The organism is Streptomyces sp. NPDC093568, from assembly GCF_044764945.1.
In the GTDB taxonomy this organism is placed as follows: Bacteria; Actinomycetota; Actinomycetes; order Streptomycetales; family Streptomycetaceae; genus Streptomyces.
The window spans coordinates 530,304-555,165 of record NZ_JBIWJD010000003.1 but is presented as its reverse complement, the minus strand read 5'-3'; the positions used below and the strand labels follow the sequence as shown (position 1 = coordinate 555,165).

The following is a 24,862-nucleotide window of genomic DNA, read 5'->3' as shown; positions in this document are numbered from 1 at the left end:
CGTGCGGCCGGTACAGGTGTTCGGACGAGGTCGCTGCGCGGTCCCAACGCGGGTGGCCATGGGTTGTGCGGCTGCCCAGGTGCGCAGGCGGGGTGCGGTGCGGACGTAGGCCTACGGGCGGGTAAAGCGGGCGCGGGCAGTCGCGTGGTTGCCGGACGCGATGTGCCGCCCGGGGACGGTCAGCCCCGCAGCAGCCGGCGTGCCGTCAGGGCGAGGCTGATCTCCACCACGTCGACCGGGCGGGCCAGGGAGCGCCCGGTGAGCTGCTCGCAGCGGCGCAGCCGGTTCAGGACGGTGTTGCGGTGGCAGTACAGGCGCTCACCGGCCCGCTGGGCGGAGCCGTCGCAGGCGAACCAGGCGGCCAGGGTGTCCAGCAGCACCTCCCGGTCGGCCGGTTCCAGCCGCAGCACGGGGCCGAGCACCTGCTCGGTGAGGGTCGCGCCCAGTTCGGGGCAGGAGACGACCAGGGCCTCGGGCAGGTGCTCGGCGAGCCGGACGGTGCCGCCCTCGGGCGCGCAGATGCTCAGGGCCAGGTCGGCCAGGCGCCGGGCGTCTCCCACCGCGGCGAGCCCGGCCACGGCACTGCTCACACCGATCCGGCCACCTGCCGAGCCGTCGTCGGGCAGGCCCAGCGCCTTCAGGGGGTCCCGGTCGTTCCCTTCACCGCCCTCCCCGCCCTCGTCCCCCTCCTCGCCGACCAGGACGATGCCGTAGTCCACTTCCACTCCCGAGTGCCAGTGCACGTGCGTGCCGGGTGGTACGGCGGTGGCGCGGGCGCCGGTGGTGAGCTGTGGCCGGTCGCCGGCGACCGCGACGACGACGTAGCGGCCGTACTCCGGCAGGCGCAGCCCCTCGGCGGTCTCGGGCAGGTCGGCGATGCGGCTCGCGCCGTCCAGGAGGGCGGCCGCGAGGAGTCGCACCCGGTTCTCGCGCCGCCAGGCCCGCTGCCGTTCGGCCTGCCGGTAGGCGTCGGCCACGAGGCTGCAGTGCTCGTCGACGAAGTTCCACACGTCGGTCGCCACGTGCACGAGGAGCCGGATGTCCTCCGGCGCCGAGCGGGAGGTCTCCTCGACCAGCCGCTGCCACACCAGGGACCCGCCCAGCCGGAACGCGTGCAGCAGGGCGTCCAGCGGCAGCCCCTGCTCGGCCCGGGTCACGCCGATCCGCCAGGTGCAGCGGTGGGCGGCGTCCCGGGTACCCCGCGGATCGAGCAGCGAGGCCACGCTGTGCCGCAGCGAGCGGTGCACCTCCTCCCAGGTGGCGGCGTGCTCGTTCTCCAGGGCGCTGCGGTAGGCCGGTTCCTGCTCGCTGAGGACCGCGAGCAGGCGGTCGGTCAGCTCCGGCAGGTCGTCGAGCAGGACGCGGGCCGCCCGGTGCAGGACATGCAGCGCGTCCGCGTCGATCAGCGACCGGACACGGCGTGTCCGAGGCTGCGGAACGGGCTTCGGTCCGCTGCGGATCGTCGTCCGTGCGCGTACGGCAGGATGCATCGCGGTCCTCCCCCAACCTCGGCCTGCCGGCGGTGCCCCGGCGCACGCCGGCTCAGCCGGGTCCGGCGGGGTGCGCTGCCGGCGCGGCGGTCGCCACCCAAGTCGTCCTGCCCCGAAGGATGGCATACCGTCCGGTCGGTCCCTAGGGGTGTGCAGCGGCATTCTTCCGAGCGGACGACGGAAATGTCCCGCCTGATACCGCGGTCTCAACCGGCGAGACAGGGCTCAGCGGACCTCCTGGTCGACCATGCGGGCCAGTTCGAGGCGCGAGCGCACGCCGAGGGCGGCGAAGACGTTGCGCAGGTGGTAGTCGACGGTGCGGGTGCTGACGGCCAGCCGCTGGGCCACCTCGCGATTGGTGGCACCCTCGGCCACGTGCCGCGCGATGCGCAGCTGCTGCGGTGTCAGGCAGGACAGCCCTCCGTCCACCCGCGTCCTGGACGCGGCTCCGTTGGCCCGCAGCTCGCCGCGCGCCTGGTCGGCCCAGGCGCGCGCACCGCAGCGTTCGAAGCCGACCAGAGCGGCCCCCAGCCGGCTCCGAGCCTCCCGCAGCCGGCGCCGCCGCCGCAGCCACCGGCCGTACAGGAGCTCCGTCCGGGCGCGTTCGAAGTCGCCGCCCGTTTCGTCGTGCAGGGCGAGCGCCCGCAGGTAGAGGGCGTCGGCACGGTCGTCGGGGGCGAGCAGGGCACGGCAGCGGGCGAGCTGGGCGGCGGCGTGCGGGTCGGCGCCGAAGGCGGCCCACCGGGCGAGGTCGGTGACCGACGTCCGTGCCTCCCGCGGGTGTCCGGCCAGCACCGCGGCCTCCACGAAGCAGGGCACCGCGAGCATCCACACGGCGAAGTGGCCGCGCCGGGGGCCGGGCCCGACGAGCGGGCCGAGCCGGTCGGCGGCGTCCAGGGGGCGCCCGCGGGCCACGTCGGCGCGAGCGACGGCCCACTCGGCCAGGGTCGCCACCTGGGCCAGGCCGTGGCGGCGGGCCATGGTCAGCGCGGCACGGGCGTGCTCCTCGACCTCGCCGGTGTCTCCCTCGATCGAGGCGGCCAGGGCGAGCATCGCGTGGTGACTCGCCGCCGTGTTGCGGTGCCCGGCCGAAAGCGCGGCCCTCACCCCCTCCTCGGCGTGGGCGCGCGCCTGCGCGTGGCGGCCGGCGCGCAGTTCGCCGTAGGCCAGGTACTCCAGGGCCCTGGCCTCGAACGCGGCACTGTCCGCGCTGCGCGCCGCCGCGAGGGCGCGGGCCCCTGCGGCACGTGCCGCGCGGACGTCCCCGAGCAGCAGCGCCGCCGACGCGGCGCGCAACAGCCGCTCGGGCCGGTCTCCGGTGCGCACGGGGTCCTGGACGCGCCGCAGCGGTTCGGCGGCGCGTTCCGGCTGTCGGGCCAGCAGGGCTCTCATACCGTCGATGTAGTCCCGCACGAACGCGTCGCGAGCCCATCCCCGACGAGGCGAGTGGTCGGCTGGGGGCCTCGGCGGGCGGTCGGCGTCTCCTACAGGGCTCGGGGCGGCCGGCATCCCCATGGCTTCGAGTCTGTCCGAACCGGCGGTGTCCGCGCCGTCCAGCGTGCGGAGGCAGGCCGTGAGGTCCCCCGCCGCCCAGGCGGCATCGGCTGCGGAGAGGCGCGCGGCCTCCGCCTGTTCGGGGTCGTCCGTGGCCAGCCGGGACGCGGCCCACAGCAGGCACTCGCGGGCGTCGTCCACCGAGCCGTCGTACAACAGCCGCCTGCCACGGGCGAGTTCGGCACGGGCGCGGTCGGCGACGGACGGCCCCGCGCCACCTTCTCCCTCTCGGCTCCGTAAGCGGGGAGCCGTCCGCACACTGCTCCTGTCTCCGGTCATTCGCTGGACGCTACTTGCGCGTACCGAGGACCGGAAGGCTGACCTCCGCGCCTCCCGGCTGCCAAATCGGCGGCGCCACCTGCGCGTTGGCCGCGTACGGCGGGCGGCCGGACTGTGCGTACGCCCAGCCGTCCGCCGTCGCGGCCGTGCCCCGGCACAACGCCGGTGGCGTCAGGAGGTGTGCGGGCAGTTACCTCGGTACTCCTCGATGGTCAGGCCCGGCCGGGGCAGCGGGCACAGGAACTGCTCGTAGCGGGTGTCGTCGTCGATGAACCGCTTGAGCCAGGAAATGCTGTACTTCGCGATCGTCGTGTTGGACGAGTTGGGCGTGAAGTGGGTCGCCGAGTTCAGCTCCAGGTAGGCCCGGTCCAGCGGGGAGGGGAGGCTGGAGTAGAACGGTTCGGCGTGGGAGGCGACCGGGGCGATGGTGTCGCCGTCGGCTCCGAAGATCAGGGTCGGGGTGGTGATCTCGGGCCAGGTCTTGTCGAGGTTCCACGGGGTCAGCGGAATCGCCGCCTGGAGGGCGGGACGCGACTTGGCGGCCTCAAGACTGCCCCCGCCGCCCATCGAGTGGCCCATGACGCCGAGGCGGCCGGCGTCGATGCGGCCCCGTACCGAACTGCGCTCGGTGAGGTAGTCCAGCGCGGCCAGCAGTTGACGGCCGCGGGAGTCGGGCTGGTCGAGCGTGGTCAGCGTGTCGATGGTGAACACCACGAAGCCCTGTGAGGCCAGGCGCGGTCCCAGCCACGCGATGGACGACTCGTAGGCGGTGTAGCCGGGCGAGACGGCCACCGCGCCGAAGGTGCCGTCGCTGGTACTGGTCGGGTAGTAGATGGTCCCGCCGCCGAATCCGGTGACCGACAGCGAGGAGACGGAGGTCTGCGACACGGCGTAGGGGCCGCGCAGGGCCTCGATGGTGGCCGTGGTGGGGGCTGGGCCGCGCTCGTAGGGGTTGTCCGCCGCGTGGGCACTCGGGCCGGTCAGGGTCCCGAGTGCGACGACCGCGGCGAATGCCGCCGCGGCACCGGCCAGTCGTCCGGTCCGGCGTCGGGGAGCGCCGGGAGCATGCGTACGTGGAGTGCTGTGGGGGTGGAGCTGCACGACGAGTCGTCCTCTCTGTCGTGGCGGACGGCCCGTGCCGGGGCACGCGGGACATGGGGCGTCTGTCGCGTGCCGGTGGCGGGGCACCGCCGTCGGGCTGGCCTGGCCACTGTCGGGGCCGGGCTGCCGCGCGGGGACCGGCAATGTCACCGGTCTTGTGGCGCCCCGCTCCGACCGGACTCGAAGTCACCGGTCTTGTGGCGCCCCGCTCCGACTGGACTCGAACGGTCGTGCTATATCGGGCGTACCCTGACATAGAGGTGGCGGACGAGCGTCACCCGGAACAGGGCGCACGCGATGGCGACTCCCCCGCCCCCGGTCACCGAGCCGGACCCGTCCGCACTCACCTGCGGCAGCGACCGGGTCGGCCCGTGCGCCGTGTGCCATCGCAAGACCCACCGCTACGGGCGCGGCGGATCCCCGCTGTGCCACTGGTGCCTCGGGCCGGTGCGGGAGGAGTGGGGCCCGAACGTGCGCTTCGTCAGCACGCGCGACGGATGAGGGCCGGCGCGCATGGTTCGCAGAGGTGACAGCAGGGCGGGGAGGACGCTCAGCGTCATACCAGCCGCACCGATCCACAAGGTGCCCGTCGCTCCGAACACAGAACCGACCGCTCCGCCCAGAAGGCCACCGAGGGGAATACCGCCCCAGGACACGTATCGAACGGTGGCACTCATCCGGCCCAGTAGCCGGTCCGGTGTCAGGGCCTGTTGGAAGCTTGATTGGGCCACCACGCGGACGACTCCGCCCAGCGAGAGAGACGCGAGCCCGATCGCTGCCGCGTACATGCTCCAGCCCGGTCGCGCCAACGGCATGAGGGCGGTCAACGGACAAGTGACCAGCGACGCGAGCCATATAACCGTTCCCTGCCCGACCCGCTTCGAGACCTTGGTCGCGAGCAATGCGCCCAGAAAGGCACCGCAGCCCATACCTGAAAGAACGAGGCCGATACCGAAGGACTGAAGACCTATCTCCCGCTTCAGAAAGACCAGCAGCATGGTCTGATACATGACCAGGAAGAGGTTGAATATCGCATCCCCGAGCATGATGGCACGCAGGGTCGGGTGCATGAGGACGAACTTCAACCCTTCCTTAACCTCTCGACCCAGTCGCGGACGCTCACTCAATTCCGGCTTCGGTTCCCGTTTACGGATCGCGCTCGCCAGTACTCCCGACATGGCCATCCCGACCGAACTGGCCACCACGGTTGCAGGGGCTCCGACCAGGCCGACCAGCGGGCCCGCCACCGCCGGCCCGCTGATACTGGTCACCGAACGCACTGCCGACAGCTTCGAGTTTCCCTCCAGAAGATTGCCGCGTCCGACCAAGTGCGGGAGATAGCTGACGTACGCGACATCGAAGAAAACCGTCAACACTCCATGGACCAGGGCAACCGCGTAGAGCCACCAGACGGTGAGAAGGTCCGCCCACCACGCCACCGGAATCGTCACCAGGACCAGCGCGCGTATGAGATCCGTGCTGATCATCACCGATCGCTTGCGCATGCGGTCCACCCACGCGCCTGCCGGCAGTCCGACCAGTAGTGAGCCCGCCGTGGTCATCGCGGCCAGCAGTCCGACCTGGAACTCGTCGGCGTGCAAGTCCGCCAGGGCGACCAGAGGCAGGGCCAGAAAGATGATGCGGTCGCCGAACTGGCCGAGCGCGGTGGCGGCAAACAATCGCGCGAAGTCCAACTCACGTAAAAGGCCAAGTCGGGCCGATTTTGACATTCTTCACCCCACTTTCGGATGTGCGAAATGTGCGACGACTACGGGCGGTCGACTCCGAATTCGTAGACCACTTCGCGGCGCGCGTCCGGAATTACCATGTCGGCCGTTTCCACCGGCCGTCCGTCCGTGTCGTAGATGGTCCGCTCGATCTGGAGCACGAGATCACCCACGCTGATCCCGAGGAGGTTCGCCTGCGCCTGGGTGGCACGGGCAGGGCGCGGAATCTCCGTCACGGTGGCGATGACCACGCCGATGGAGCGCATGCGCTCGACGACACCTTTTCCCGCGAGCGGACCTGTCTCGGGAAGAACGACCGGTGTTCCCTTTGTGATGACCATCGGCTCCCAGGACTCGGAAAGCTGGACGGGTTGCCCGTCGGCGAGAAACTCGTAGTGCGTCCGGACGCAGAGATCTCCGGGAGCGATGGCGAGCCGCTCGGCGACGGCGTCGGGGGCGGGGACACGCACCTGACTGTGTGAGTCCCAGGCGTCGGCCCTGCCCCGCTCCCTCAGGTCGGGTCGGCGGGCGGGGCCCTGCCCGCGTTCGCGGTGCCGCGAGCGGACCAGTCTCAAGCGCTCACGGGGCATGCGGACGTAGGTCCCCGAGCCGGCGCGTCCTTCGAGGAGACCATCGATGATCAAACGGTCCATGGCCCGCTGCACGACGTTGCGCCCGACCCCGTACTCCTCGGCAAGCCGCGCCCGGGACGGGAGGCGCTGCCCGATCCCCCACTCCCCCGCGAGGATCCGTGCGCGCAGCACGTCGGCCACTGCGAGGTACGGGGCCTCTCGGGGCATGGGCGATCCTCCGGTTGTCCTGCGCTGCGGCAGCTGGTCGTTCCCAGGGGGCGTTGGCAAGGTACTTCACCTGGGAAAAGCTGCTGGAGTAGCAATAGGCTGCGCGCTCATGCGCCGGCGGATCGCCCGACGCCGTCCGGGCAGGATCGGCACAGGGTCAGCGGGAAGCCGGTTCTTCGGGTTTCCGTCCCCAGACGGTGAGCATGCCGGCGGACAGCGCGGCGCACTCGTCGGAGGCCAGGTACCGCAGGCCCGCGTCGACGGCCGCGTCGTCCACCAGGCCGGTGGCGAGCATCGCCGGTCGGCTTCGCTCCCAGGTGTCCGCCCAGAAACGGCTGATGGGGCTGGCCGGGAGGAGCGGCGGCACGTGGATCTCCGCGCCCACCGCCTCGAGTCCGGCCCCGCGCAGCAGTTGCGGATACGACGGCACCCAGGAGACGTCGGTGCCGATGGTCGCCCGCAAGCCCTGCCACATCGCCCGCATCACGATGGTGTACGGCGTTTCGGGTGTGCGGTCGCTCGTCAGGTCGACCGCGTCGCTGAGCACCAGCACACCGCCGGGCTCGACGAGTTCGGCCAGCGCGGCGATCAGGCGGTCGCGCTCGGGCAGGTGCATCAGCACGAAGCGGGCGTGCACGAGCCGGAAGCGGCCGGCGACGGAGTGCGGGGCGGTGATGTCGGCCTGGAGCACGTCGAGTCCGGGCCGCTCGCCGAGGAAACGTACGTCGCGGTCCACGGCGAGCACGCCGTCCACTCCCCCCTCGTCCAGCAGCCGGCGCGAGACCGTCCCCGTGCCGGCGCCCACATCGAGGCAACGCCACCCCGGGCCGGCCCCCAGTGCCCGCAGCCTCGCCATGGTGATGTCGTCGTAGGCGAGAGCACCGAAGTCGATGCGCTCGCCCTCGCCCGCCTGTTCGGGAGGGAAGACGTCCTCGCCGTAGCGGCCGGCGCCCGGCGCGTCCCCACCCGGTGAGGCCGTCACGTCGCCGCCGGCGTGGTGTCGACGGTGCCGTCGAGCCGGGGGCACTTCAACAGCGGGGCATCGAAGGGAGTCATGTTCCGGACCTCGTCACGCGGCGGGGTGGGGCCGGGTGGCCCGTCCGAGGCCGCCGCCCCCACCGATCCTCCACCGGCCGCCGACCGCACGCCCGAGGCGCGCCGGGCCTGAGCCGATCGGCCCACCCGGTTCCGGGCAGGCCAAGAGGTGGTTCGGCAGCGTGTCGTGGACCGTCACAGGTCCCGGCGGTCCGCCCCGGCCGTCTCACGCACGGCCTCGGCGACGGCACGGAAGTCCTTGCGCAGGATGGCGCCGTGGTTGCCGGCGGTCTTCGCGCTCACCTTGATGTGCGCGTTGCGGGCGGTCACCGCGTCGAGGCCGGCGCGTATGCGCTCCTGCTCGTCTCCGCGGCTTCCGAAGGACGTTCCCGAAGCGACCACGTACCGGACCGGGACGGTGATGTTGTCCAGTACGGGGCCCAGTTCGGACTCGCGGGAGAGCCTGCCGAGCTCGATGTTGCTTTCCGCCTGCTGCTCGGCGCTCATCCGCGGGACCAGGCCCGTCGGGCGCAGCAACGGTGTGAACCAGGCCATCCGCCGGAACAGCTTGCGGATGCGCTGCTCCATCGCCTCGTCCAGCCAGTCGTACGGGAACGCGCCGTCCACCAGGACCGCGCCCACGGTGCGGTCCGGGTTCCGCTCGGCCCAGTGCGCCGCGACCACCGCTCCGTAGGACCAGCCCACCAGCAGCGCCCGTTCCACACCCCTGGCCGCGAGCACGGCGTCGACGTCCCGGACGGCCGCCTCGAAGGAGTAGTCCGCCGAACGCCGCGACTTCCTGCCGCGAGCCCGCTCGTCGTAGGTGATGTGCCGCCATTCCGTGCCCAGTTCGGCGATGACCCGCTGCCAGTATCCCTGGGTGGCGAACTGGCCGTTGAGGTAGACCACGGCAGTGCCTTCGCCGCCGGTGTCGGTGACGGCCAGGGCCGTGTCGTCGACCGGCACCATGCCGGTCCAGTTCGCACTGGTCGCGGGAGTGCTGTGCTTCGTCATGGTGTTCCACCTGTTCGCTTGAGGCGTGTGGCAACTGCTGCGGCTGGGGTGGGCGGCCCTGCGCGTGGAACGCGGGGCCGCCCGGAACGCGTGCGGGTGGCTGGTCCGGCCCGTTCAGAGGCTGCGGGCCGTGATGTCGCCGTGGGAGGTAGTGGCGCGGATCTCGAGTGCGGGGCTGCCGTCGTTCTTGAGGGCGTTGTTGACGCGGCCGTAGCCGGTGCCGGCGTCCAGTGCGGCCGAGACGCCCACGGCGGCGGCGAGCGAGATGTCGCCGGACTGGGTGGTGAGCACGACCGTGCCGCGCACGGCCTCGCCGATCCGGATGTTGCCCCGCGCGGTGGTGATCTCAGCGGGTCCGCCCAGCCGACCGACCTCGACATCGCCGTCGAGCGCGGTGAGACGGACGCTCGCGACCTCGTCGATCTTGATCTGGCGGTAGGCACCTTCGAAGACGACGTCGCCGAGACGGCCGACACCGCGGAGCTCGGAGCCGGCGGTCTTGCCCTCGACGCGGGAGCCGGCCGGGAGCTGGACGGTGACCTCCACGGAGCCGGAGGGACCGAACAGCTTGTTGTCGGGTTCGGGGGTGCGGATGTGCAGGACGCCGTCGGCGTAGTCGACGGTGGTCTGCTCGGCCGTCTTCACGTCACGGCCCTTGGCGGGGTCGGCGGGCAGGACCTCGACGGTGGTGTCGAGGCGGTCGGCGGCGATGAGCTGGATGCGCCCGGCGGGGATGTGCAGGACGGCGGAGATAGGGGCGCGGGTGTCGAACTTCTGCATCGTGCTCTCCCATGTTGGTTCGCTGTTTCCGATGCGGGAAACGCTACGTTGCTTTCCACATCCCGGCAACGCACTCGTTGCATCGGAACGCTATATGTGCAGTTCACAGCACACAAAGTGTTGCAACGACCTACCGTGCAACGCAACGACGATCGCCCGAGTCATTGCAATGGATGAGAAGTGAACGCTATGGTGGCCGCCGGGACCATCACGAAGGATCACCAAGGAGACCGCGATGCCGGGAGGCAGGCTCACCCAGTCCGAACGTCGGCAGATCGCCCTGGGGCTGGCCGACAGCCTCCCGTACGCCGAGATCGCCCGACGCCTCGACCGCCCGACCTCGACGGTCACGCGCGAGGTGATGCGCAACGGCGGTCCCACCGCCTACCGCGCCGACCTCGCCCACCGCGCCACCGAACACCGCGCCCGCCGACGCCGGCCCGCGCCTCCTCGTGGACCGGAGGCAACCCCCCAGCCGCACGGACGCGACGCCGAGGCGGTGGCCGGCTACGAGGAGACGCTCACCACCGTCCTCATGGCCTCCGGCCTGCCGAAAATGCCGGCCCGGGTGCTGACCTGCCTGTTCACCACCGACGCGGGCAGCCTGACCGCGTCCCAACTCGCCCAGCGTCTGGCGGTCAGCCCGGCGTCCATCTCCAAGGCGATCGCCTTCCTGGAGAGCCAGAGCCTCGTGCGCCGGGAACGCGACGAGCGCCGCCGTGACCGCTACCTGGTCGACGACGAGCTCTTCTACCAGGCGACGATCGCCAGCGCCCGCGCCAACGACCAGCTCGTCGAAACCGCGCGCCAAGGCGTCGCCGTCCTGGGCCCCCACACTCCGGCCGCCGCCCGCCTGGAGAACATCGCCCGTTTCCTCGACTTCATCAGCGAGAGCATCACGCGCGCCGCCGAGCAGGCACGCGCGGTCCTGCACACCAGACCCGCGGAAACCTCGGGCGACACCGCCGGAGCGGGCCCGGACCACGGATAGGCGACCCTCCCGGACCGCGAGTCGCCACCTCCCGCCTCAGCGCAGTACGGCCGCCAGCAGGTCCGTGCCCAGCGCCGTCAGGGCGGGCAGATCGAGGCCGTGCCGGACGTAGCGACCGTGCCGCCGGGCCGTGAGCAGCCCCGCGCGGCGCAGCACGGCGAGGTGGCGGGAGACCTCCGGGGGCGAGAGTTCCCAGGTGTGGGCGAGTTCGCCGGTGGTGTGCGGACCGCGGGCCAGGGTGCGCAGCAGTCGCAGCCGCACCGGGTGCGCGAGCGCTTCCAGCCGCAGGGTGACCGCTTCCAGCGAGACCGGCTCCGCCGGGCTCGGCTCGGCCACGGGGTACTGCATCACCGGCTGCCATCCGGGCGCGTGGACCACCGCCAGGTGCGGGCTGCCGAAGACGCTCGGGATGAAGGTGATGCCGTCGCCCTGGGCGGTGGTCGACTTGTCCTGGAGTTTGTCCACGACGATGCAGTCGTCGTCCGGTGCCAGTGTGATCGCGCCGGAGACCGACGTGAGCGCCGCCGCGATGCCCTGGCGCTTCAGCAGGTCGTTCTTCAGGCGCAGGTCGGTGGCGAGTTGCACGGCGACGCCCGTCCACGCGGCGTCGAAAAAGGCCTCGGCGCACTGTTCCAGGGTGCGGCGCACCCGCGCCCGCACCGCGGCCGGGTCCGCGAGGAGGCGTGCGGCGAACGCCTCCTGCCGCGGGCCGCGCGCCTGGGCCAGGTCGAGGGCCCGCTCGCGCGCGGTGGCGTCGGTGAGCGGTGACGGCGTGGCGAGGTGCGCCCGGTTGCCGCCGCAGGTGGTGACGAGCGCGGCGGTCGCGTAGCTCTCGTCATCGATCCGGTCGACGTCGTCCAACTCCTCGGCGAGGGTCGGCCGGGGGCGTGCGGGGAGCAGGAAGTCGGCCTGAGAGGAACGCCAGAGGAACTCCGCCTCCCTGAGCCGCTCGGCCAGCTGCGGACCCAGCCCGGCCCACACCTCGCGGGCCCAGTCGGCGAACTGCGGATGATGTCCGGGTTCGGCCAGCACGTGCAGCATCGCGGTCAGCTCCGCCAACGGAGAGGCGGCGAACCGCAGTCGGTCGGGCGGCAGGCCGCCGATGTCGATCCTCAAGGTCACCCCTCATCATCGCCGACCGTCTCGCCGCCGACGTCGTCGGTTGACGGGGTCCGTCAATTCACGTGCCCGACGGGCCGGCCGGACGCACCGTTTGACGCCATGACGACCACCCTCAAGATCCGGCCGCGCGCCCTCGTCCGTGCCTCCGGCGGCCCCCGCTACGCCGTCGCCCTGGCCGTGGACGCGCTCGGCACCGGCCTGCTGCGCCCCTTTCTGCTGCTCTACGGCGTGCTGGTGCTGAGGCTCTCCGCTCCGGTCACCGGTGTCGCCATGACGGTCGCCGTGGTCGCCGGTCTGGTGTGCATGCCCGCCGTGGGCCGATGGCTGGACCGGGGCGCGCGCAGCACGGTCGTGGCGGCCTCGATGCTCGTGCGGGTGCTGGGCGTGGTGCTGCTGCTGGCCACGCCCGCCGGGCAGGTCTGGCTGTTCGGGGCGGCGGCGCTCTTCCTCGGGATCGGCAACCAGGCCTGGCCGGCCGCCCACGCGGCACTCGTGGCCACGGTGTCCCACGGCCGGGAGCGCGACGCCGCGCTCGCGGGAGGCCGTGCCCTGCGCAACGCCGGACTCGGCGTGGGCGCCCTCGTCGCCACCGCGTCCCTCGCGGGCGGGACCGCCGCGTTGCAGGCGCTGGCGGCCGTCACCGGGCTCGCGTATCTCATCGCGGCGGCCCTGGCGTGGTCGGTCGGCCTGCGCGCGCGTCCTGCCGACGCCCCGGTGAAGGACGCCGAGACCGGGCCCGCACCCCGGATGCGCGCACTGCTGGCCGCCAACGTGATCTACGTCTTCTGTCTCAACGTCCCCGAAATCGCGCTTCCCCTGGTCCTGGTGACGCAGTTGGACGCGTCTCCCATGTGGTCGGCGGCCATCTTCGTGGCCAACACGGTGCTGGTGGTCACCCTTCAGGTCCCGCTCACCGTCGTGCTGTCCCGCTTCCCCCGGCGCAGAGTGCTGGCGCTCGCCGGTGTGGTCCTCGCCGCGTCCTATCTCGGCTTCCTCGCGGCCACTTCGCTGGGACCGGGCTGGGGTGCCCCGGCCGTCGCGGCGGTGTCCGTGGTCTGCACCCTGGGCGAGATCGTCTACGCCGGCAGCGCGACCGCGCTCGTCACCGCCCTAGCCCCGCCGCGCGTCCTGGGACGCACGCTCGCCCGCTTCGAGTTGTCCACGGGCTTCGGCCTCGCCGTCTCCCCCGCCGTCATCACCGCACTCGCACCCCACGGTCCGACCGCCCTCTGGGGCAGCCTCACCGCCGCGACACTCGCGTCCGCCTCCGCCGTGGCCACCGAGAAGGACCGGGCGACGGGGCTCGGTGGCGACTTCGGGCGGGCACGGGCGGGGTCGTAAGGGCCGTCCGCGTACGAACGGCCGGCACCCCTGCCGGCCCTCATCCCCCGGCCGTGGCGCGACGCATCCGGATCAGAGGGGCGGCGCCGATCAGGAGGGCGCACACGCCCAGCGCGACGGGCAGTGCTCCGGCCCACTCCCGGGCCTCCCGCAGCAGCGCCACGCAGGCTCCCGCTCCGACGATCAGGGCTCCCAGCCGGGCCGGTGCCCAGCGGTCGGGGTGGCGCGCTCCCACGCCCTTCACGATGTACGTGGCCAGGGTGCCGGTCAGGTAGGTGGTCGGCGCCGCCGCGCGGCCGGCCGCGACCATGGCCGCCGACTGGATGCCCATCGTCGCCGCGGCCCCGAACTGCAGGGCGTCCCGCGCCGCCCGTCCCGGTGTTCCGCCGATGGCACCCCAGATCACCGCGCCCACGGCCAGCAGGATCACCTCTCCGGCCAGGCAGTACATCACCGGCATGGGCCAGTGTGTGGCCGCGGGCGGGCAGCGGCGGGTGAGCCAGGCGGTGACGACCGCGCCCACGCCGAACCCCGCCAACGCCAGGACGGCTGCCGTGACTCCCGTTTCCTGCTCCCGGCCGACCGCCATGCCGAGCAGGGCGAGGTTGCTGGTCATGACACCGGCGAAGACGCCGTCCAACGCGGTGAAGGAGATGGATTCCACCGCTCCCGATGCCGCCACCAGGAGCACGACGGCGAGGTGGAGGGATCGCCCTGGCTCTGTCGGCGGTCGCATCGGATGCGGGGCGGCTTCCCCTCGCGATTGGTCACTCACGGCGACATAGAGTAACGCTGCGCATCCATCCCTTATCCCTCCCGCGTGTTGATCCTCAGCAGGGAGAGCGCGAGGACGGCCCGGTCGTCGTCGTCGGACGCGGCCGACCAGCGTTCCGCGTCGGTGCGGACGAAGGACACGACCGTCTCGGGGTCGGGTGCGCACTGGCCGGCGAAGCGTTCGCGGAGCCGGTCCAGGACCGGGTAGAACACGCCGTCGGCGTCGCGTGCCTCGCTCACCCCGTCCGTGTGCAGGACCAGCACCTCGGAGGGATCGAGCCGGTGCACCGTCGTGTCGTCCTCGTCCGAATTCAGTCCGCCCAGGCCGAGGGGCAGTCCGGGGGCCGTCATGAGCCGTCGGGCGCCCTGCGGGCCGACCACCAGAGGCGGGGGGTGGCCGCGGTCGACGATCCTCACCTCGTTGCCGTCGGGCGGGAACTCCAGCACCAGGGCGGTCACGAAGAGCTCCGGGTCCCCGTTGTCGCCGGCCGGGCTGTTGCGGGCGATGCTCAGCTCCAGCCGGTCGGCCAGACTGCTCAGGCTGCGCCATTCGTGGGCCGAGACCCGGAAGCTGCCCAGGACCGCGGCCACCGTCTGGACAGCGTCCAGCCCTTTGCCGCGGACGTCGCCGATGATCGCCCGCACCCCGAAGGGCGTCTCGCACACGTCGTACAGGTCGCCGCCGACGAGGGTGCCGCCCTCGCCCGCCTCGTAGAACCCGGCGGCCCGTAACCGACCGAGCGTGCGCGGTACGGGACGCAGCAGGGTCCGCTGCACCGCCTCGGCGACCGAGTTGGCCCGGATCAGGTGCTGCCGGGTCCGCTCCCGCTGCCGGGCCAGCGCGACGCTGGCGATGCCGATGAGGAGCGTGGCGATGTAGGCGGCGACGTGGTGTGCCTCGTCGAAGTGGCCGGGGCGGCGGGCGGCCATCCACAGTTCGAGCCCCAGGCAGACCACCGCCGACAGGGCGGTGCCCCGCGGGCCACGTGTCGCGGCGGCCAGCGGCGGTACGGCGATGAGCATGAAGCTCACCGGTTCGCGGCCCCTGACGATCAGTTCCGCGGCCACGTCCGCGACCACCGCGATCAGGGGCAGCCACCACACCCACCCGCGCGGTGTGGGTGGTCGCAGTTCGGGGCGCAGGGGCGGGCCGGTCATGGTGCGCCCCGTCCTCCGGGCTCGCCGGGGCCGGCTCCGGCCTTCAGGAGCGCGTCGGGCAGGCCGGCCTCGATCCGGGCGAGCTGGCGGGTGAGGCTGCGCAGCCACACGTCCAGGTCGACCAGGGCGGGCAGCGGCAACCCGGTCGGCAGGGTCGGCGCCCGCTCGTCGCCTCGCGGCGGCGGCCGGTCACCCGCGCACAGGGCGGCCAGCCGGTCGGTGGTCTCCGCGAGCGCGCGGGCTCCGGCGTGGGCCCGGTCCGCGGCTTCCCGGGGCAGCGCGGCCGTCGGCAGGTCGAAGCGGGGAAGCCACTGAGCGCCGATCAGGATGAGGTTGGCGGCGATGAGCACGGCGTGCCAGTCGACGCCGGCGGGTGTGTCGCGGCGCGGTTCGCTGCGGAACTGGAGGTACGCGGACTCGGCGAGACGCAGCCGGTGCAGCACGGCGAGCGTCGACGGGGCGGGGACCGAGCCCGGCGGCACAGCCGTCAGCATGTCGACGGTGCCCTTGATCAGGGGAGCGCATTCCCGCAGCAGGCCGGCCATGGTTCGGCGTACTTCTCTGCGGGCGCCGGCCGGCCAGGCGAGCGTCGCGCACAGCAGACCGATGGCGCTGCCGGTCACCACGTCCACGATCCGCGCCTCTGCCATGCGCCAGGAGACCGGCGCGATCTGGGCGAAGGCGGTGGAGACCACGAGCGTGAACAGGGCCTGCGCCCAGGCGAGGCCGAGCAGGGGCCCGACCGAGAAGGCGATCAGCATGGCGGGCGCGAGGATCGCGGCGTAGGCGTCAGTGTGCGTTCCGAGGCCGATCAGCAAGGCACCCGCGGCCACGGCGCCCACGAGGTTTCCGGTGACGGCCTGCCGGATGACCGACCAGGTCTCCACGACGGTGGTCCGGCTGAGCGTCAGCACCGTCAGCAGCACCCAGAAGCCGTGGTTCAGGTCGAGCGAACCGGCGACCAGCCGGGCGGCGGCGAGTGCCACGGCGATCCGTACGGCGTTCTGGCACTGCACCGAACGCAGGGTGATGTTGCCGGTGATCCGCCGCTCCCACAGGCGGGGCGTGGCGGCCCGGGTGTACCAGAACAGTTCCCTCGGCTCGATGGGCGGGGTGCGCCGGCCGTCCAGGGCGACCCGTACGGAGATCTCCAGGATGCGCACCGACTCGGCGATGCTCACCAGCGCCGCCTGCCGGCGCAGTACCGCCACCGGCGGTTCCTGGTCGGCGGACTCCGTCGCCTGGCGGAGGCGCGCCTGCTGGAAGCGGTCGATGGCCTCGTCCATCCGCTGCGGGCCGGGGGCGGCCCGGCCGGTGTGCAGGGCGGCGACGGTCTCGTCGCACAGGGACACCACCTGCGTCAGCAGCGATCCGGAGGCCGGGTCGGCGCGGCTCGTGCCGTGCTCGTCCGCCCCGGGTCTGTACCGGACGAGTTCGTGCAGCTCGTCGTCCTCGACCAGATGGGCCAGTTGTTCCAGCAGTCTGCGGGCGGCGGCCCCCGCCTGCGCCTGGCCGCGCACCGCCCGTCCGGGGCCGGCGGGGCGTTCGGCGGGCGGGAGGCTGGACAGGCGCAGTCGCGCGCCGGCCTCCCTCAGGTCCTGGGGAGTGAGGCTGGTGCGTCCCGCGATGGTGTCGCCCGCCGTCGCGAGGGCCTGGGCGAGAGTCGTCCGGTAGGTCGGGTCCGGTGGCTGGGGCAGCAGGAACAACTCCCCCAGCGCGAGCAGCACCACGCCGAAGGTGAGGCCCGCCAGGCGCAGCCACAGCGTGTCGGGTTCGTACGGCGGGAAGCAGGCGAGGATGTAGAAGAGCTGGAGTCCCGGTGCCGCGCCGGCCGGGCGTGGGCCCGCGATCGCCGCGAAGGCGAGGAGGAAGCCCACGACGAGCATGCCGAGCACGGCCGCCCAGGTCGTGACCGCCAGCACGGTCCCGAGGGCCACCAGGAGCCAGCCGACGGGCAGCGCCTTCAGCATCACCTCGGCCCGTTGCCGCCCGGATCCGGGGATGGGGGACAGCAGGCCGAGGGAGATCGGCGCGAACAGGGAGTACAGCGCCGGCACCGGTTCGTCGAAGCCGTACTCGAAGGTGTAGAAGCCCGCCGACGCGGCGAGGGTCACCCGCACCGCCCGGTACAGGATCAGGTTCCGCTCCGCCGGGCCCGTCACGGCACCCGCCCGCCTCGTGGCTCCCGTGCGCCGAGCGGCGGGACTCCGCCGAGGAGGACGAGCCGGTGGCGTACGGCCATGACGAGCGCGCAAGCGGCCAGGAGGACCGCGCCGGAGAGGCGGAGGATCGCGACGTACGCGGCCCGCGCGGCCTGCGAAGACTCAGCGCGCATGAGCACGTTCCTCTCGGGCCGACGCGCCACCCCGGCGTCGTGGCCGGGCCGGGCATGCGATCACCGCCCATTGTCGGGCGCCGCCGCGGGGACCGCAGCCCGACGATTGCCTACGTCAGCGGGGGCGCGGTCACGGTCACGGTCACGGCAGGATGGAGTCGACGTAGCCGCCGTCCACGCGCAGGGCGCCGCCGGTGGTGGCGGAGGCCTGGTCGGAGCTGAGGTAGACCACCATGTTCGCGATCTCCTCCGGTTCGATCAGCCGTTGCAGCAGGCTCTGCGGCCGGTACTGACGCATGAAGGCGCGCTGGGCCTCGTCCCAGGGCAGGTCGCGGTCCACGAGTTCGTAGACGAAGTCCTCCACTCCGCCCGTGTGGGTGGGCCCGGCGATGACGGAGTTCACGGTCACTCCGGTGCCGGCCGCCTGCTTGGCGAAGCCCCGGCTGACCGCGAGCAGCGCCGTCTTGGACATGCCGTAGTGGATCATCTCGGCCGGGGTGACGATCGCCGAGTCGCTGGCGATGTACTGCACGCGTCCCCAGCCGCGTTCGGTCATGCCGGGCAGGAACTGCCGCGTGAGGCGGACGGCGGACAGGACGTTCACCTCGAAGTAGCGCCGCCACTCCTCGTCGCTGATCTCCAGCGGGTCGGCGGCGCCGAAGACGCCGAGGTTGTTGACGAGGATGTCCACGTCCGGCAGCCTCTCGGCCACCGTGTCGGCGCCCTCCTGCGTGGACACGTCCGCCGGCACCGGCACCCATTCGGCGCCGGGCACCTGCCGGGCGAGGGCGGCGACGCCCTGCTCCACACGTTCCGGGTTGCGGCCGTTGACGCCCACGCGGGCGCCCGATCGGGCCAGGCCGACGGCGATCGCCGCGCCGATGCCCTGGGTGGATCCGGTGACCAGTGCGGTGCGGCCCTTCAGATCGATCTGCATGCCCGGCAGCCCCTCTCGCGTGTGGATGTGATCGACGAGTACCCGAGAGATTAGTTGCGCACACCCACTACGAGCTCACGCGGTCAATACACGCGCGCAACTGGCGGCGGCGAACCAGCTTCCTAGGCGCTCTCCCGCTTCGCGGGGACGCAGAGGTACGCCAGGACCGCGGCCGTCAGATAGGCGAGCGCGCCGATCGCCATGCTGGTGCGCAGGCCGGTGCCAGGGCCGGACGCGGTGGCGAGCAGGCTGCCGCCCAGCGCCACGCCGGTGGCGCTGCCGATCTGGCGAGTGGTGTTGAACAGGGCGGAGGCGGTGCCCGAGTAGGCCGGGGACACGGCGCTCATCACGGTGGCCGTCGAACCGGTGAGGGCGAAGGACGTACCGAATCCCGCGGCCATCATCGGGGCGACCAGCAGCGCGTAGGCGGGGTCGTCGCCCGCCGCGGCCCAGCCGGCCAGCCCGAGCGCGGCCAGGAGCATGCCGGAGATCACCAGCGGACGGTCACCGGTACGACGGGTCAGCCGCCCGGACAGGACGGAGGCGAACATCGTCATGGCCACCGCCGGGAACAGCGCGAGGCCGGTTTCCAGGGCGCTGTAGCCGCGCTGGTGCTGGAAGTCCAGGCTGGCGGTGAACACCATGCCGTAGAAGCCGAAGTTGAACAGCAGGCCGATGACGGCGCCGCCGCTCATCGCGCGCGAGCGCAGCAGTTGGAGCGGCAGGACGGGTGACCGGGCGAGCCGCTCGCGCAGCGCGAACGACGCGGCGGCGAGCACGGCCAGGCCCAGCCCGGCGAGAACGGCGGGATCGGACCAGCCCCGTCGTCCGGCCTCGTTGAGGGCCGCCGTGAGCAGTGCCACGGCCGCGACGACGGCGCACTGCGCCGGCCAGTCCAGGGCCCGGTCGGCACGCCTGGGCGAACGGCCGACGTGCCGCAGGGTGAGGGCGAGGCAGGCCGCGCCGACGGGCAGGTTGATGAGGAACACCCAGCGCCAGCCCACCGTGGAGACGAGCAGCCCGCCGAGCAGCGGGCCGGCGGAGGCGGCGATGCCGGCCATGGAACCCCACAGCCCGAAGGCCCGCGCGCGTGCGGCGGGCGCCGGATAGGCCTGCTGGAGCAGGGCGAGGGAGCCGGGCACGATCAGGGCCGCGCCGAGCCCCTCCACCAGGCGGGCCACCACCAGGAAGGGGGCGTTCGGCGCGAGTGCGCACGCGGCTGAGGACACCGTGAACACACCGACGCCGGAGCAGAAGACCCGGCGGTTGCCGAGCCGGTCGCCGAGCGCGCCGCCGGTCAGCAGGAATCCGGCGAAGACCAGGGTGTAGCCATCGGTGATCCACTGGATGCCGGTGAGCGAGGCCGACAGTTCCCGGCCGATCACCGGCACGGCCACGTTGATGACCGTCACGTCCAGGATCACCATGAAGTAGCCGGCGCACACCGCCAACAGCGGTGCCCAGGCGCGCCGTTCCGGCTCGGGGGCGGGCTGGGAGGGGGTCGTTGCTCCCCCGTCGCCGGCCGACTCCCCGAAGGCCACGGCCTCAACTCCATCCCGTCCACGGAGGTCCTGTATCGACGGCCAGAGTAAAGGATCTATCGGACATATCGGCGGATAGATCCCTCGCACTCACGCCGAAGCGACCAAGGACGCGTGTCACGTCACCGGCCGATCAGCGCCTCCGAAATCGTGACGGCCGAAGGGTCGAGGGCGGGCTCGCCGCCCTCGATGTCCCACAGCGCGTTCTGCAGCAGCCGCCCGAGCGTCCAGCCGGTCGCCCGGGCCCGGTCCAGGTCGAGGACCGAGGTGAGCAGGTCGAAGCGGCGGCGTACGACGTGCCGGGTATCGCCCCTCGAGACCAGGTCGTCCCAACGGCTGTTCAGGGCGGGCCACAGGTCGAAACCGGGGTCCCCGGCAAGGGGCTCGGGGTCGATGGCGAGCCAGGGCTCACGCCGGGCGGCGAGCACGTTGTCGTAGTGCAGGTCCCAGTGCAGCATCCGGTCGCCGGGCTCGTCGACCAGTTCGGCCACGGCGGCGGCCCAGGTGCGCAGAAGTCGCCGCGCCGCTGGGTCGGGCAACGCCGCGGCCGCCTCGGGGGCGCGCTCCAGCATCTCGGTGACGATGCCGCCGAGGCCGCGCAGCCCCGGTGGCGCGGGGACGCGGACCAGGCGGGCCTGGAGTTCGGCGAGGATGCCCATGGCGACGTCGTCGTCCTCGACCGAGGCCAGCGAGCGGGTGGCGTCCAGGCGCTCCAGGAGCATGCCGGCGCCCTCGGGGTCGTGGTCGAGCAGGCGTACCGCGGCCTCGCCGTTCCAGGCGCGCAGCCCGATGAGTGCGGAGGCGGTCTCCTCCCTGGGCATCTGGAGTTTGAGGGCGGCTGGGGTGCCGTCCTTGCGCAGCACCGGCAGCACCAGCGCGGCCTCCCCGGATGCCGCCGCGCCGTCCCTGCTCAGTGCCCAGCGGTCCAACGCCTCGGAGGCGAGCGCCGGGAGTGCGGCGATCCAGGCGCGCCCCTCGTCGCCGAAGGCTCTGGCGTACGACCTGGCCAGGGACGGCGGCACCTCGGCCGCTTCCAACGGGCTCACCTCGGTTCCCTTCGCTCGGCTGCGCGGTGTGCGCCGCAAGGTATCGGACCGCGGCAGGGCACCGCGCATCCCACGTGCCATGCTGGGAAGAGGGCCCGACCGGGGCGTACCGAGAGATGGAGTACGCGATGGACTGGTCTCGGTTCGCGCAGCAGATGGCGTCGCTGGCTCGCGATCTTCTTTCGCAGGAGTCGGTCGACGCCACTCTGGAGCGGATCACCGACTCGGCGACCGACCTGGTGGAGGGCTGCGACGCGGCCGGCATCCTGGTGCTGCGGGGCAAGAAGGTCCAGACGCTGGCACCCACCCATGACCTGGTCGTGGACAGCGACCGACTGCAGGAGCGGCTGCACCAGGGCCCGTGCTTCGAAGCGGCGAACACCAAGGACGGCGAGCGCGTCTTCCGCATCAGGGACTTCACCCGTGAGCAGCCGCGCTGGCCCGACTTCACCCCGCGGGCGCGCCGGCTCGGCGTGGGCAGCATGATGGGCTTCCTGCTGTACACGGAGGACGAGGACCTCGGCGCGCTGAACCTCTACTCCCATCGGCCGGGCGCCTTCACCGAGGCCAGCGAACTGGCCGGCTGGCTACTGGCCTCCCACGCCGCGGTCGCCTTCTCCAGCGCCCGCGCCCACGCGCAGATGGAGCACGCCGTCGCCACCCGCCACATGATCGGCGAGGCCATGGGCATTCTCATGGGCTCCCACAACCTCAGCGAGCACGAGGCCTTCGACGTGCTGCGCCGCTACTCGCAGGAGAACAACGTCAAACTCCGCGAGGTCGCGCGGCAGATCTGTGAGCGCGGCGCCCTGTCCTGACCGACCGGAGCCGCGGCTCCTCCGGCTCACGGTCTGAACCGGAGGAGCCTGGCCGGACCAGCCCCCACGGGGAACGCCGCTGAGCCCGGCCTTACCGCCAAGTCCCCCTCACCGTCGTTTTCACTCGGGCCGACGCCCCTGAACTGTCGCCTCACGCCGACTGCTGGAGAAATCCAATGGAGACGAGACGGTTCGTGTTGCCAAGGTAGGCGCATGGCTTTCTTCTACTTCCTCTGAGTCCGGGCACGGCCCCTGCCGCCGTCATCGCCGCCCGCCCGCAGACCCTTCGTACCCCCAGAGGAAGTCCCATGCGCGAACGCGCCCATACGGCCACGCCCGCTGCCGTCGCCCAGCTGTCCGCCAAGGACGTCACCAAGAGCCTGACCGGCACCGGCAAGGATCCCCGACAGGGCTTCGGCAAGCACCGGCGCTCCCACGAGGCGAAGCTCGGCGGGCAGGTGCGCGCGGCCCGAGAGCGCCTGGAGTTGCGCGGCGACCGCAGGTGCTGAGCCGATGAGCTCACCCAGCGGCGGCGCCCCACTCATGGGCGAGGGCGGCCGCCTCACCGCGTGAGGCGACGCCCAGCTTCTCCAGGATGTTGGCCACGTGGTACTTCACCGTGGACTCGCTGATGTGCAGCTCCTGCGCGATGTCCCGGTTGCGGCGGCCCCGCGCAAGATGGCGCAGCACCTCGAGTTCCCGCTCGCCCAGCGCGGTGAGCGGGTCCTCGCGCGGGGTCTGCGGCGGCGCCAGCGGCACACGGACGGTCACCGTCGTGCCCCAGCCGGGCACGGCGTCGAGGTCGACCCGCCCACCCAGAGCCGACAGGCGCTCCCCGACCCGGCGTCGGTCCAGCGCTGCACGGGAGAGGATGCCGGGCCCGTCGTCCCGTACGGTGGCGCGCAGTTCCCCGGCGTCGGCCTTCCAGGCGATGTGGACCCGCCGTACCCGCTGGTCGTCCCCGGCGTCGCCCGGCCCGGGACCGGGCCCCTGGTCGTCCAGGGCGGCGTGGACGACGGCGCGGACCACGGCCTGGGCGGTGTGGGACACGTCGGCGGGCAGCACCCGGTCGGCGCCCTCCTCGGCGCCGGGGGTGCCCAGGTCGAGGCGTACGCCCCGGGCGCGCAGCAACGGGCGCAGCGTGTCGGCGAGCCGGGCGAAGGCGTGGTCCGTCCGCTCCTCCACCAGGGCCTGGTCGCGCTCGCCGTGGCTGCGCAGGTCGACCATGGCCAGGGAGGCCAGCTCGATGGCACGGGACCGGGCCGTGGCGTCGTCGAGGTCGCGCCGGCGCAGGACGTCGAGGAGGGCGCTGAGCGAGGCGCCATGGGCGTCGTCGAGTTCGGCGATGGCCGCCGCGCGGGCCGCGGCCGCCGCCCGTGACGGTCCGAGCGTGCCCGGGACGGCCTCCATGACCATGCGTTCGCGGTGCGCGGTCACCAGGTCCCACATCGCCTGAGCGGCGGCGAGCCGGTCGGCGGGGACGGGCGTGTCGTCGGTGCGGACGAGCACGAGCCAGGCGCCCCGTTCGGTCATATCGCTGCCGAGCACCAGCACCGGGACCTCGGCGCCCGCCATCCGGACCCGCCCGTGCCAGGTGCCGCGGCCGGCGACGTGCCCCCGCGCCGCCTCCACGTCGCCGGTGGTGATGGCGGATCCGGGCCGGCCGGGAGACTCGCCGTGGGTCTTGAACGGCGAGTACGGGCAGTTGCTCGCCAGCTCGGCCACCGCCGAGTGCGGGATCTGCGCGTCGAGCGCGGCGGAGAGCCTCGGCAGTATCTCGCTCAGCGGTGCGCGGATCACGTCGACTGCTGCGGTGAGGTCCATGCGTCCCACCGTAACCAGCCGCTTTCCCGGGCGGCCTGTTCCTTCGGCGGGCCGGAACCGGCCGAAAGGACAGCCGGGTGGCCCGGAGTGCCGCTCAACCATGGAGCCGTTGTTCACGGTCCGCCCGGCACGGCGGGCCGCACGGTTACCGACCATGAGGATGAGTGACATGAAGGCGATCACCTACGACGAGTACGGCGGCCCCGAGGTACTGCGGCTCACGGAGATCGAGGAACCGCACGCGGGCCCCGGCCAGGTGCGGATCCGGGTGGCGGCCGCGGCGGTCAACCCGATCGACCACAAGATCCGGCGCGGCTGGCTCCCGGCCTTCGGCCCCGCCGCCTTCCCCGCGATCCCCGGCATCGAAGCGGCCGGAGTCGTCGACGAGGTGGGCGAGGGCGTCACCGGGGTCGCGGTGGGCGACGACGTGCTCGGCTGGACGGAGAGCGGCGCCTACGCGCCGTACGCCGTGCTGCGCCGGTTCGCCGCCAAGCCCGCCGGACTGGACTGGGAGACGGCCGCCGCGCTGCCCGTGGCCAGTGAGACGGCGGACAGTGTGCTGAACCTGCTCGGGCTCGCGCCAGGCGAGACGCTGCTGCTGCACGGGGCCGCGGGCGCGGTGGGTTCGCTCGCCGTGCAGCTGGCCGTGGCGCGGGGCGTGACCGTGATCGGCACCGCGTCGCCCGGCAACCACGACCACCTGCGTGCGCTCGGCGCGGTGCCCGTCACCTACGGCGAGGGGCTGGCCGACCGGGTCCGGGCGGTGGCCCCGCAGGGGGTGGACGCGGTGTTCGACGCGGCCGGCGCGGGCGATCTGCCCGTCTCCGTCGAGCTGCGCGGGACGACCGACCGCGTCGTCACCATCGCCGACCCTCAGGCCGGGGAGCTCGGCGTCACCTTCCACGAGGGCGGCACGCACCCCGCGGACACCCTCGCCGAGCACGCCCGGCTCACCGCGCAGGGGCACCTGCGGATCCGCGTCGCCGAGTCCCGTCCGCTCGCCGACGCCGCCCAGATCCACGCGCGCAGCGAGGCGGGGCACGTGCCGGGGAAGCTGATCCTGGTGCCCTGACGGGCTCTGCCGGTCGAAGGCGGTCCGTTCGACCGGCTCCCCTCCCCGTGCGGCGGCTTTGTCCTAAGGGACTGTTAGGACTTCGTTCGCGATCTTGAACCGCTCTGTCGTGCCGTCGACTCT

General features: G+C 72.8%; 22 protein-coding genes. 5 read left to right on the top strand and 17 right to left on the bottom strand.

Going from position 1 to position 24,862, the window contains the following annotated elements; all coding sequences use genetic code 11:
* Positions 1 to 179: 179 nt before the first annotated feature.
* The 8 genes from ACIRD7_RS16575 to ACIRD7_RS16540 all read right to left on the bottom strand — a co-directional run bounded on the left by ACIRD7_RS16575 (position 180) and on the right by ACIRD7_RS16540 (position 9,780).
* Positions 180 to 1,490 (bottom strand): PucR family transcriptional regulator, encoded by a 1,311-nt coding sequence (locus ACIRD7_RS16575; RefSeq protein WP_403453541.1) that lies wholly within the window; start codon positions 1,488 to 1,490, stop codon positions 180 to 182.
* 225 nt (positions 1,491 to 1,715) lie between these two features.
* A complete protein-coding gene (locus tag ACIRD7_RS16570; protein WP_403453539.1) occupies positions 1,716 to 3,323 on the bottom strand; it encodes a LuxR C-terminal-related transcriptional regulator in 1,608 nt (535 codons plus the stop codon).
* Positions 3,324 to 3,494: 171 nt separating this feature from the next.
* Positions 3,495 to 4,424 (bottom strand): alpha/beta hydrolase, encoded by a 930-nt coding sequence (locus ACIRD7_RS16565; protein ID WP_403453538.1) that lies wholly within the window; start codon positions 4,422 to 4,424, stop codon positions 3,495 to 3,497.
* Positions 4,425 to 4,825: 401 nt separating this feature from the next.
* Positions 4,826 to 6,118, bottom strand: a complete 1,293-nt coding sequence (locus tag ACIRD7_RS16560; protein WP_403453536.1) for an MFS transporter — start codon at positions 6,116 to 6,118, stop codon at positions 4,826 to 4,828.
* A 74-nt stretch (positions 6,119 to 6,192) separates the two neighbouring features.
* The gene (locus tag ACIRD7_RS16555) at positions 6,193 to 6,951 is read right to left on the bottom strand and encodes a GntR family transcriptional regulator (RefSeq protein ID WP_403453534.1); all 759 of its coding nucleotides are present in this window, start codon (positions 6,949 to 6,951) and stop codon (positions 6,193 to 6,195) included.
* Between the two features lie 157 nt (positions 6,952 to 7,108).
* Positions 7,109 to 7,933: a class I SAM-dependent methyltransferase gene (locus ACIRD7_RS16550; protein WP_403453533.1), complete on the bottom strand. Its 825-nt coding sequence runs from the start codon at positions 7,931 to 7,933 to the stop codon at positions 7,109 to 7,111.
* Positions 7,934 to 8,181: 248 nt separating this feature from the next.
* A complete protein-coding gene (locus tag ACIRD7_RS16545) occupies positions 8,182 to 9,000 on the bottom strand; it encodes an alpha/beta fold hydrolase (RefSeq protein ID WP_403453532.1) in 819 nt (272 codons plus the stop codon).
* A gap of 114 nt (positions 9,001 to 9,114) precedes the next feature.
* Positions 9,115 to 9,780, bottom strand: a complete 666-nt coding sequence (locus tag ACIRD7_RS16540; RefSeq protein WP_403453531.1) for a DUF4097 family beta strand repeat-containing protein — start codon at positions 9,778 to 9,780, stop codon at positions 9,115 to 9,117.
* A gap of 235 nt (positions 9,781 to 10,015) precedes the next feature.
* Here ACIRD7_RS16540 and ACIRD7_RS16535 point away from each other — a divergent pair, with 235 nt between their 5' ends.
* Positions 10,016 to 10,771 (top strand): helix-turn-helix domain-containing protein, encoded by a 756-nt coding sequence (locus tag ACIRD7_RS16535; protein ID WP_403453530.1) that lies wholly within the window; start codon positions 10,016 to 10,018, stop codon positions 10,769 to 10,771.
* 36 nt (positions 10,772 to 10,807) lie between these two features.
* Here ACIRD7_RS16535 and ACIRD7_RS16530 read toward each other — a convergent pair whose 3' ends face one another.
* Positions 10,808 to 11,893: a DUF5937 family protein gene (locus tag ACIRD7_RS16530; protein ID WP_403453529.1), complete on the bottom strand. Its 1,086-nt coding sequence runs from the start codon at positions 11,891 to 11,893 to the stop codon at positions 10,808 to 10,810.
* A 99-nt stretch (positions 11,894 to 11,992) separates the two neighbouring features.
* Here ACIRD7_RS16530 and ACIRD7_RS16525 point away from each other — a divergent pair, with 99 nt between their 5' ends.
* Positions 11,993 to 13,234, top strand: coding sequence for an MFS transporter (locus ACIRD7_RS16525; RefSeq protein WP_403453528.1), 1,242 nt, complete (start codon positions 11,993 to 11,995; stop codon positions 13,232 to 13,234).
* A 40-nt stretch (positions 13,235 to 13,274) separates the two neighbouring features.
* Here ACIRD7_RS16525 and ACIRD7_RS16520 read toward each other — a convergent pair whose 3' ends face one another.
* From ACIRD7_RS16520 to ACIRD7_RS16490, 7 genes are all read right to left on the bottom strand, one after another.
* Positions 13,275 to 13,970 (bottom strand): DUF1275 family protein, encoded by a 696-nt coding sequence (locus ACIRD7_RS16520; RefSeq protein ID WP_403453874.1) that lies wholly within the window; start codon positions 13,968 to 13,970, stop codon positions 13,275 to 13,277.
* A 71-nt stretch (positions 13,971 to 14,041) separates the two neighbouring features.
* Positions 14,042 to 15,166, bottom strand: a complete 1,125-nt coding sequence (locus ACIRD7_RS16515; RefSeq protein ID WP_403453527.1) for a PP2C family protein-serine/threonine phosphatase — start codon at positions 15,164 to 15,166, stop codon at positions 14,042 to 14,044.
* Entirely contained in the window at positions 15,163 to 17,328 is a 2,166-nt protein-coding gene (locus tag ACIRD7_RS16510; RefSeq protein ID WP_403453526.1) for an FUSC family protein, read from the bottom strand. The genes ACIRD7_RS16515 and ACIRD7_RS16510 overlap by 4 nt, the downstream gene beginning before the upstream one ends.
* Entirely contained in the window at positions 17,325 to 17,501 is a 177-nt protein-coding gene (locus tag ACIRD7_RS16505) for a hypothetical protein (protein WP_403453525.1), read from the bottom strand. The genes ACIRD7_RS16510 and ACIRD7_RS16505 overlap by 4 nt, the downstream gene beginning before the upstream one ends.
* A 142-nt stretch (positions 17,502 to 17,643) precedes the next feature.
* Positions 17,644 to 18,438, bottom strand: coding sequence for an SDR family NAD(P)-dependent oxidoreductase (locus ACIRD7_RS16500; RefSeq protein WP_403453524.1), 795 nt, complete (start codon positions 18,436 to 18,438; stop codon positions 17,644 to 17,646).
* 122 nt (positions 18,439 to 18,560) lie between these two features.
* On the bottom strand, positions 18,561 to 19,979 hold the full coding sequence (locus tag ACIRD7_RS16495) for an MFS transporter (RefSeq protein ID WP_403453523.1): 1,419 nt from the start codon (positions 19,977 to 19,979) through the stop codon (positions 18,561 to 18,563).
* Positions 19,980 to 20,101: 122 nt separating this feature from the next.
* Complete coding sequence (locus ACIRD7_RS16490) at positions 20,102 to 21,025, bottom strand: aminoglycoside phosphotransferase family protein (protein ID WP_403453522.1); 924 nt, start codon at positions 21,023 to 21,025, stop codon at positions 20,102 to 20,104.
* Positions 21,026 to 21,153: 128 nt separating this feature from the next.
* Here ACIRD7_RS16490 and ACIRD7_RS16485 point away from each other — a divergent pair, with 128 nt between their 5' ends.
* Complete coding sequence (locus ACIRD7_RS16485; RefSeq protein WP_403453521.1) at positions 21,154 to 21,843, top strand: GAF and ANTAR domain-containing protein; 690 nt, start codon at positions 21,154 to 21,156, stop codon at positions 21,841 to 21,843.
* 308 nt (positions 21,844 to 22,151) lie between these two features.
* The gene (locus tag ACIRD7_RS16480; protein ID WP_403453882.1) at positions 22,152 to 22,352 is read left to right on the top strand and encodes a hypothetical protein; all 201 of its coding nucleotides are present in this window, start codon (positions 22,152 to 22,154) and stop codon (positions 22,350 to 22,352) included.
* Positions 22,353 to 22,362: 10 nt separating this feature from the next.
* Here the strand turns inward: ACIRD7_RS16480 and ACIRD7_RS16475 are convergent, their stop codons facing one another.
* On the bottom strand, positions 22,363 to 23,667 hold the full coding sequence (locus ACIRD7_RS16475; protein ID WP_403453520.1) for a LuxR C-terminal-related transcriptional regulator: 1,305 nt from the start codon (positions 23,665 to 23,667) through the stop codon (positions 22,363 to 22,365).
* A gap of 169 nt (positions 23,668 to 23,836) precedes the next feature.
* Here ACIRD7_RS16475 and ACIRD7_RS16470 point away from each other — a divergent pair, with 169 nt between their 5' ends.
* Positions 23,837 to 24,739 carry an NADP-dependent oxidoreductase gene (locus tag ACIRD7_RS16470; protein ID WP_403453871.1) on the top strand — a complete coding sequence of 301 codons (903 nt, stop codon included), beginning with the start codon at positions 23,837 to 23,839 and terminating at the stop codon, positions 24,737 to 24,739.
* Positions 24,740 to 24,862 lie beyond the last annotated feature (123 nt).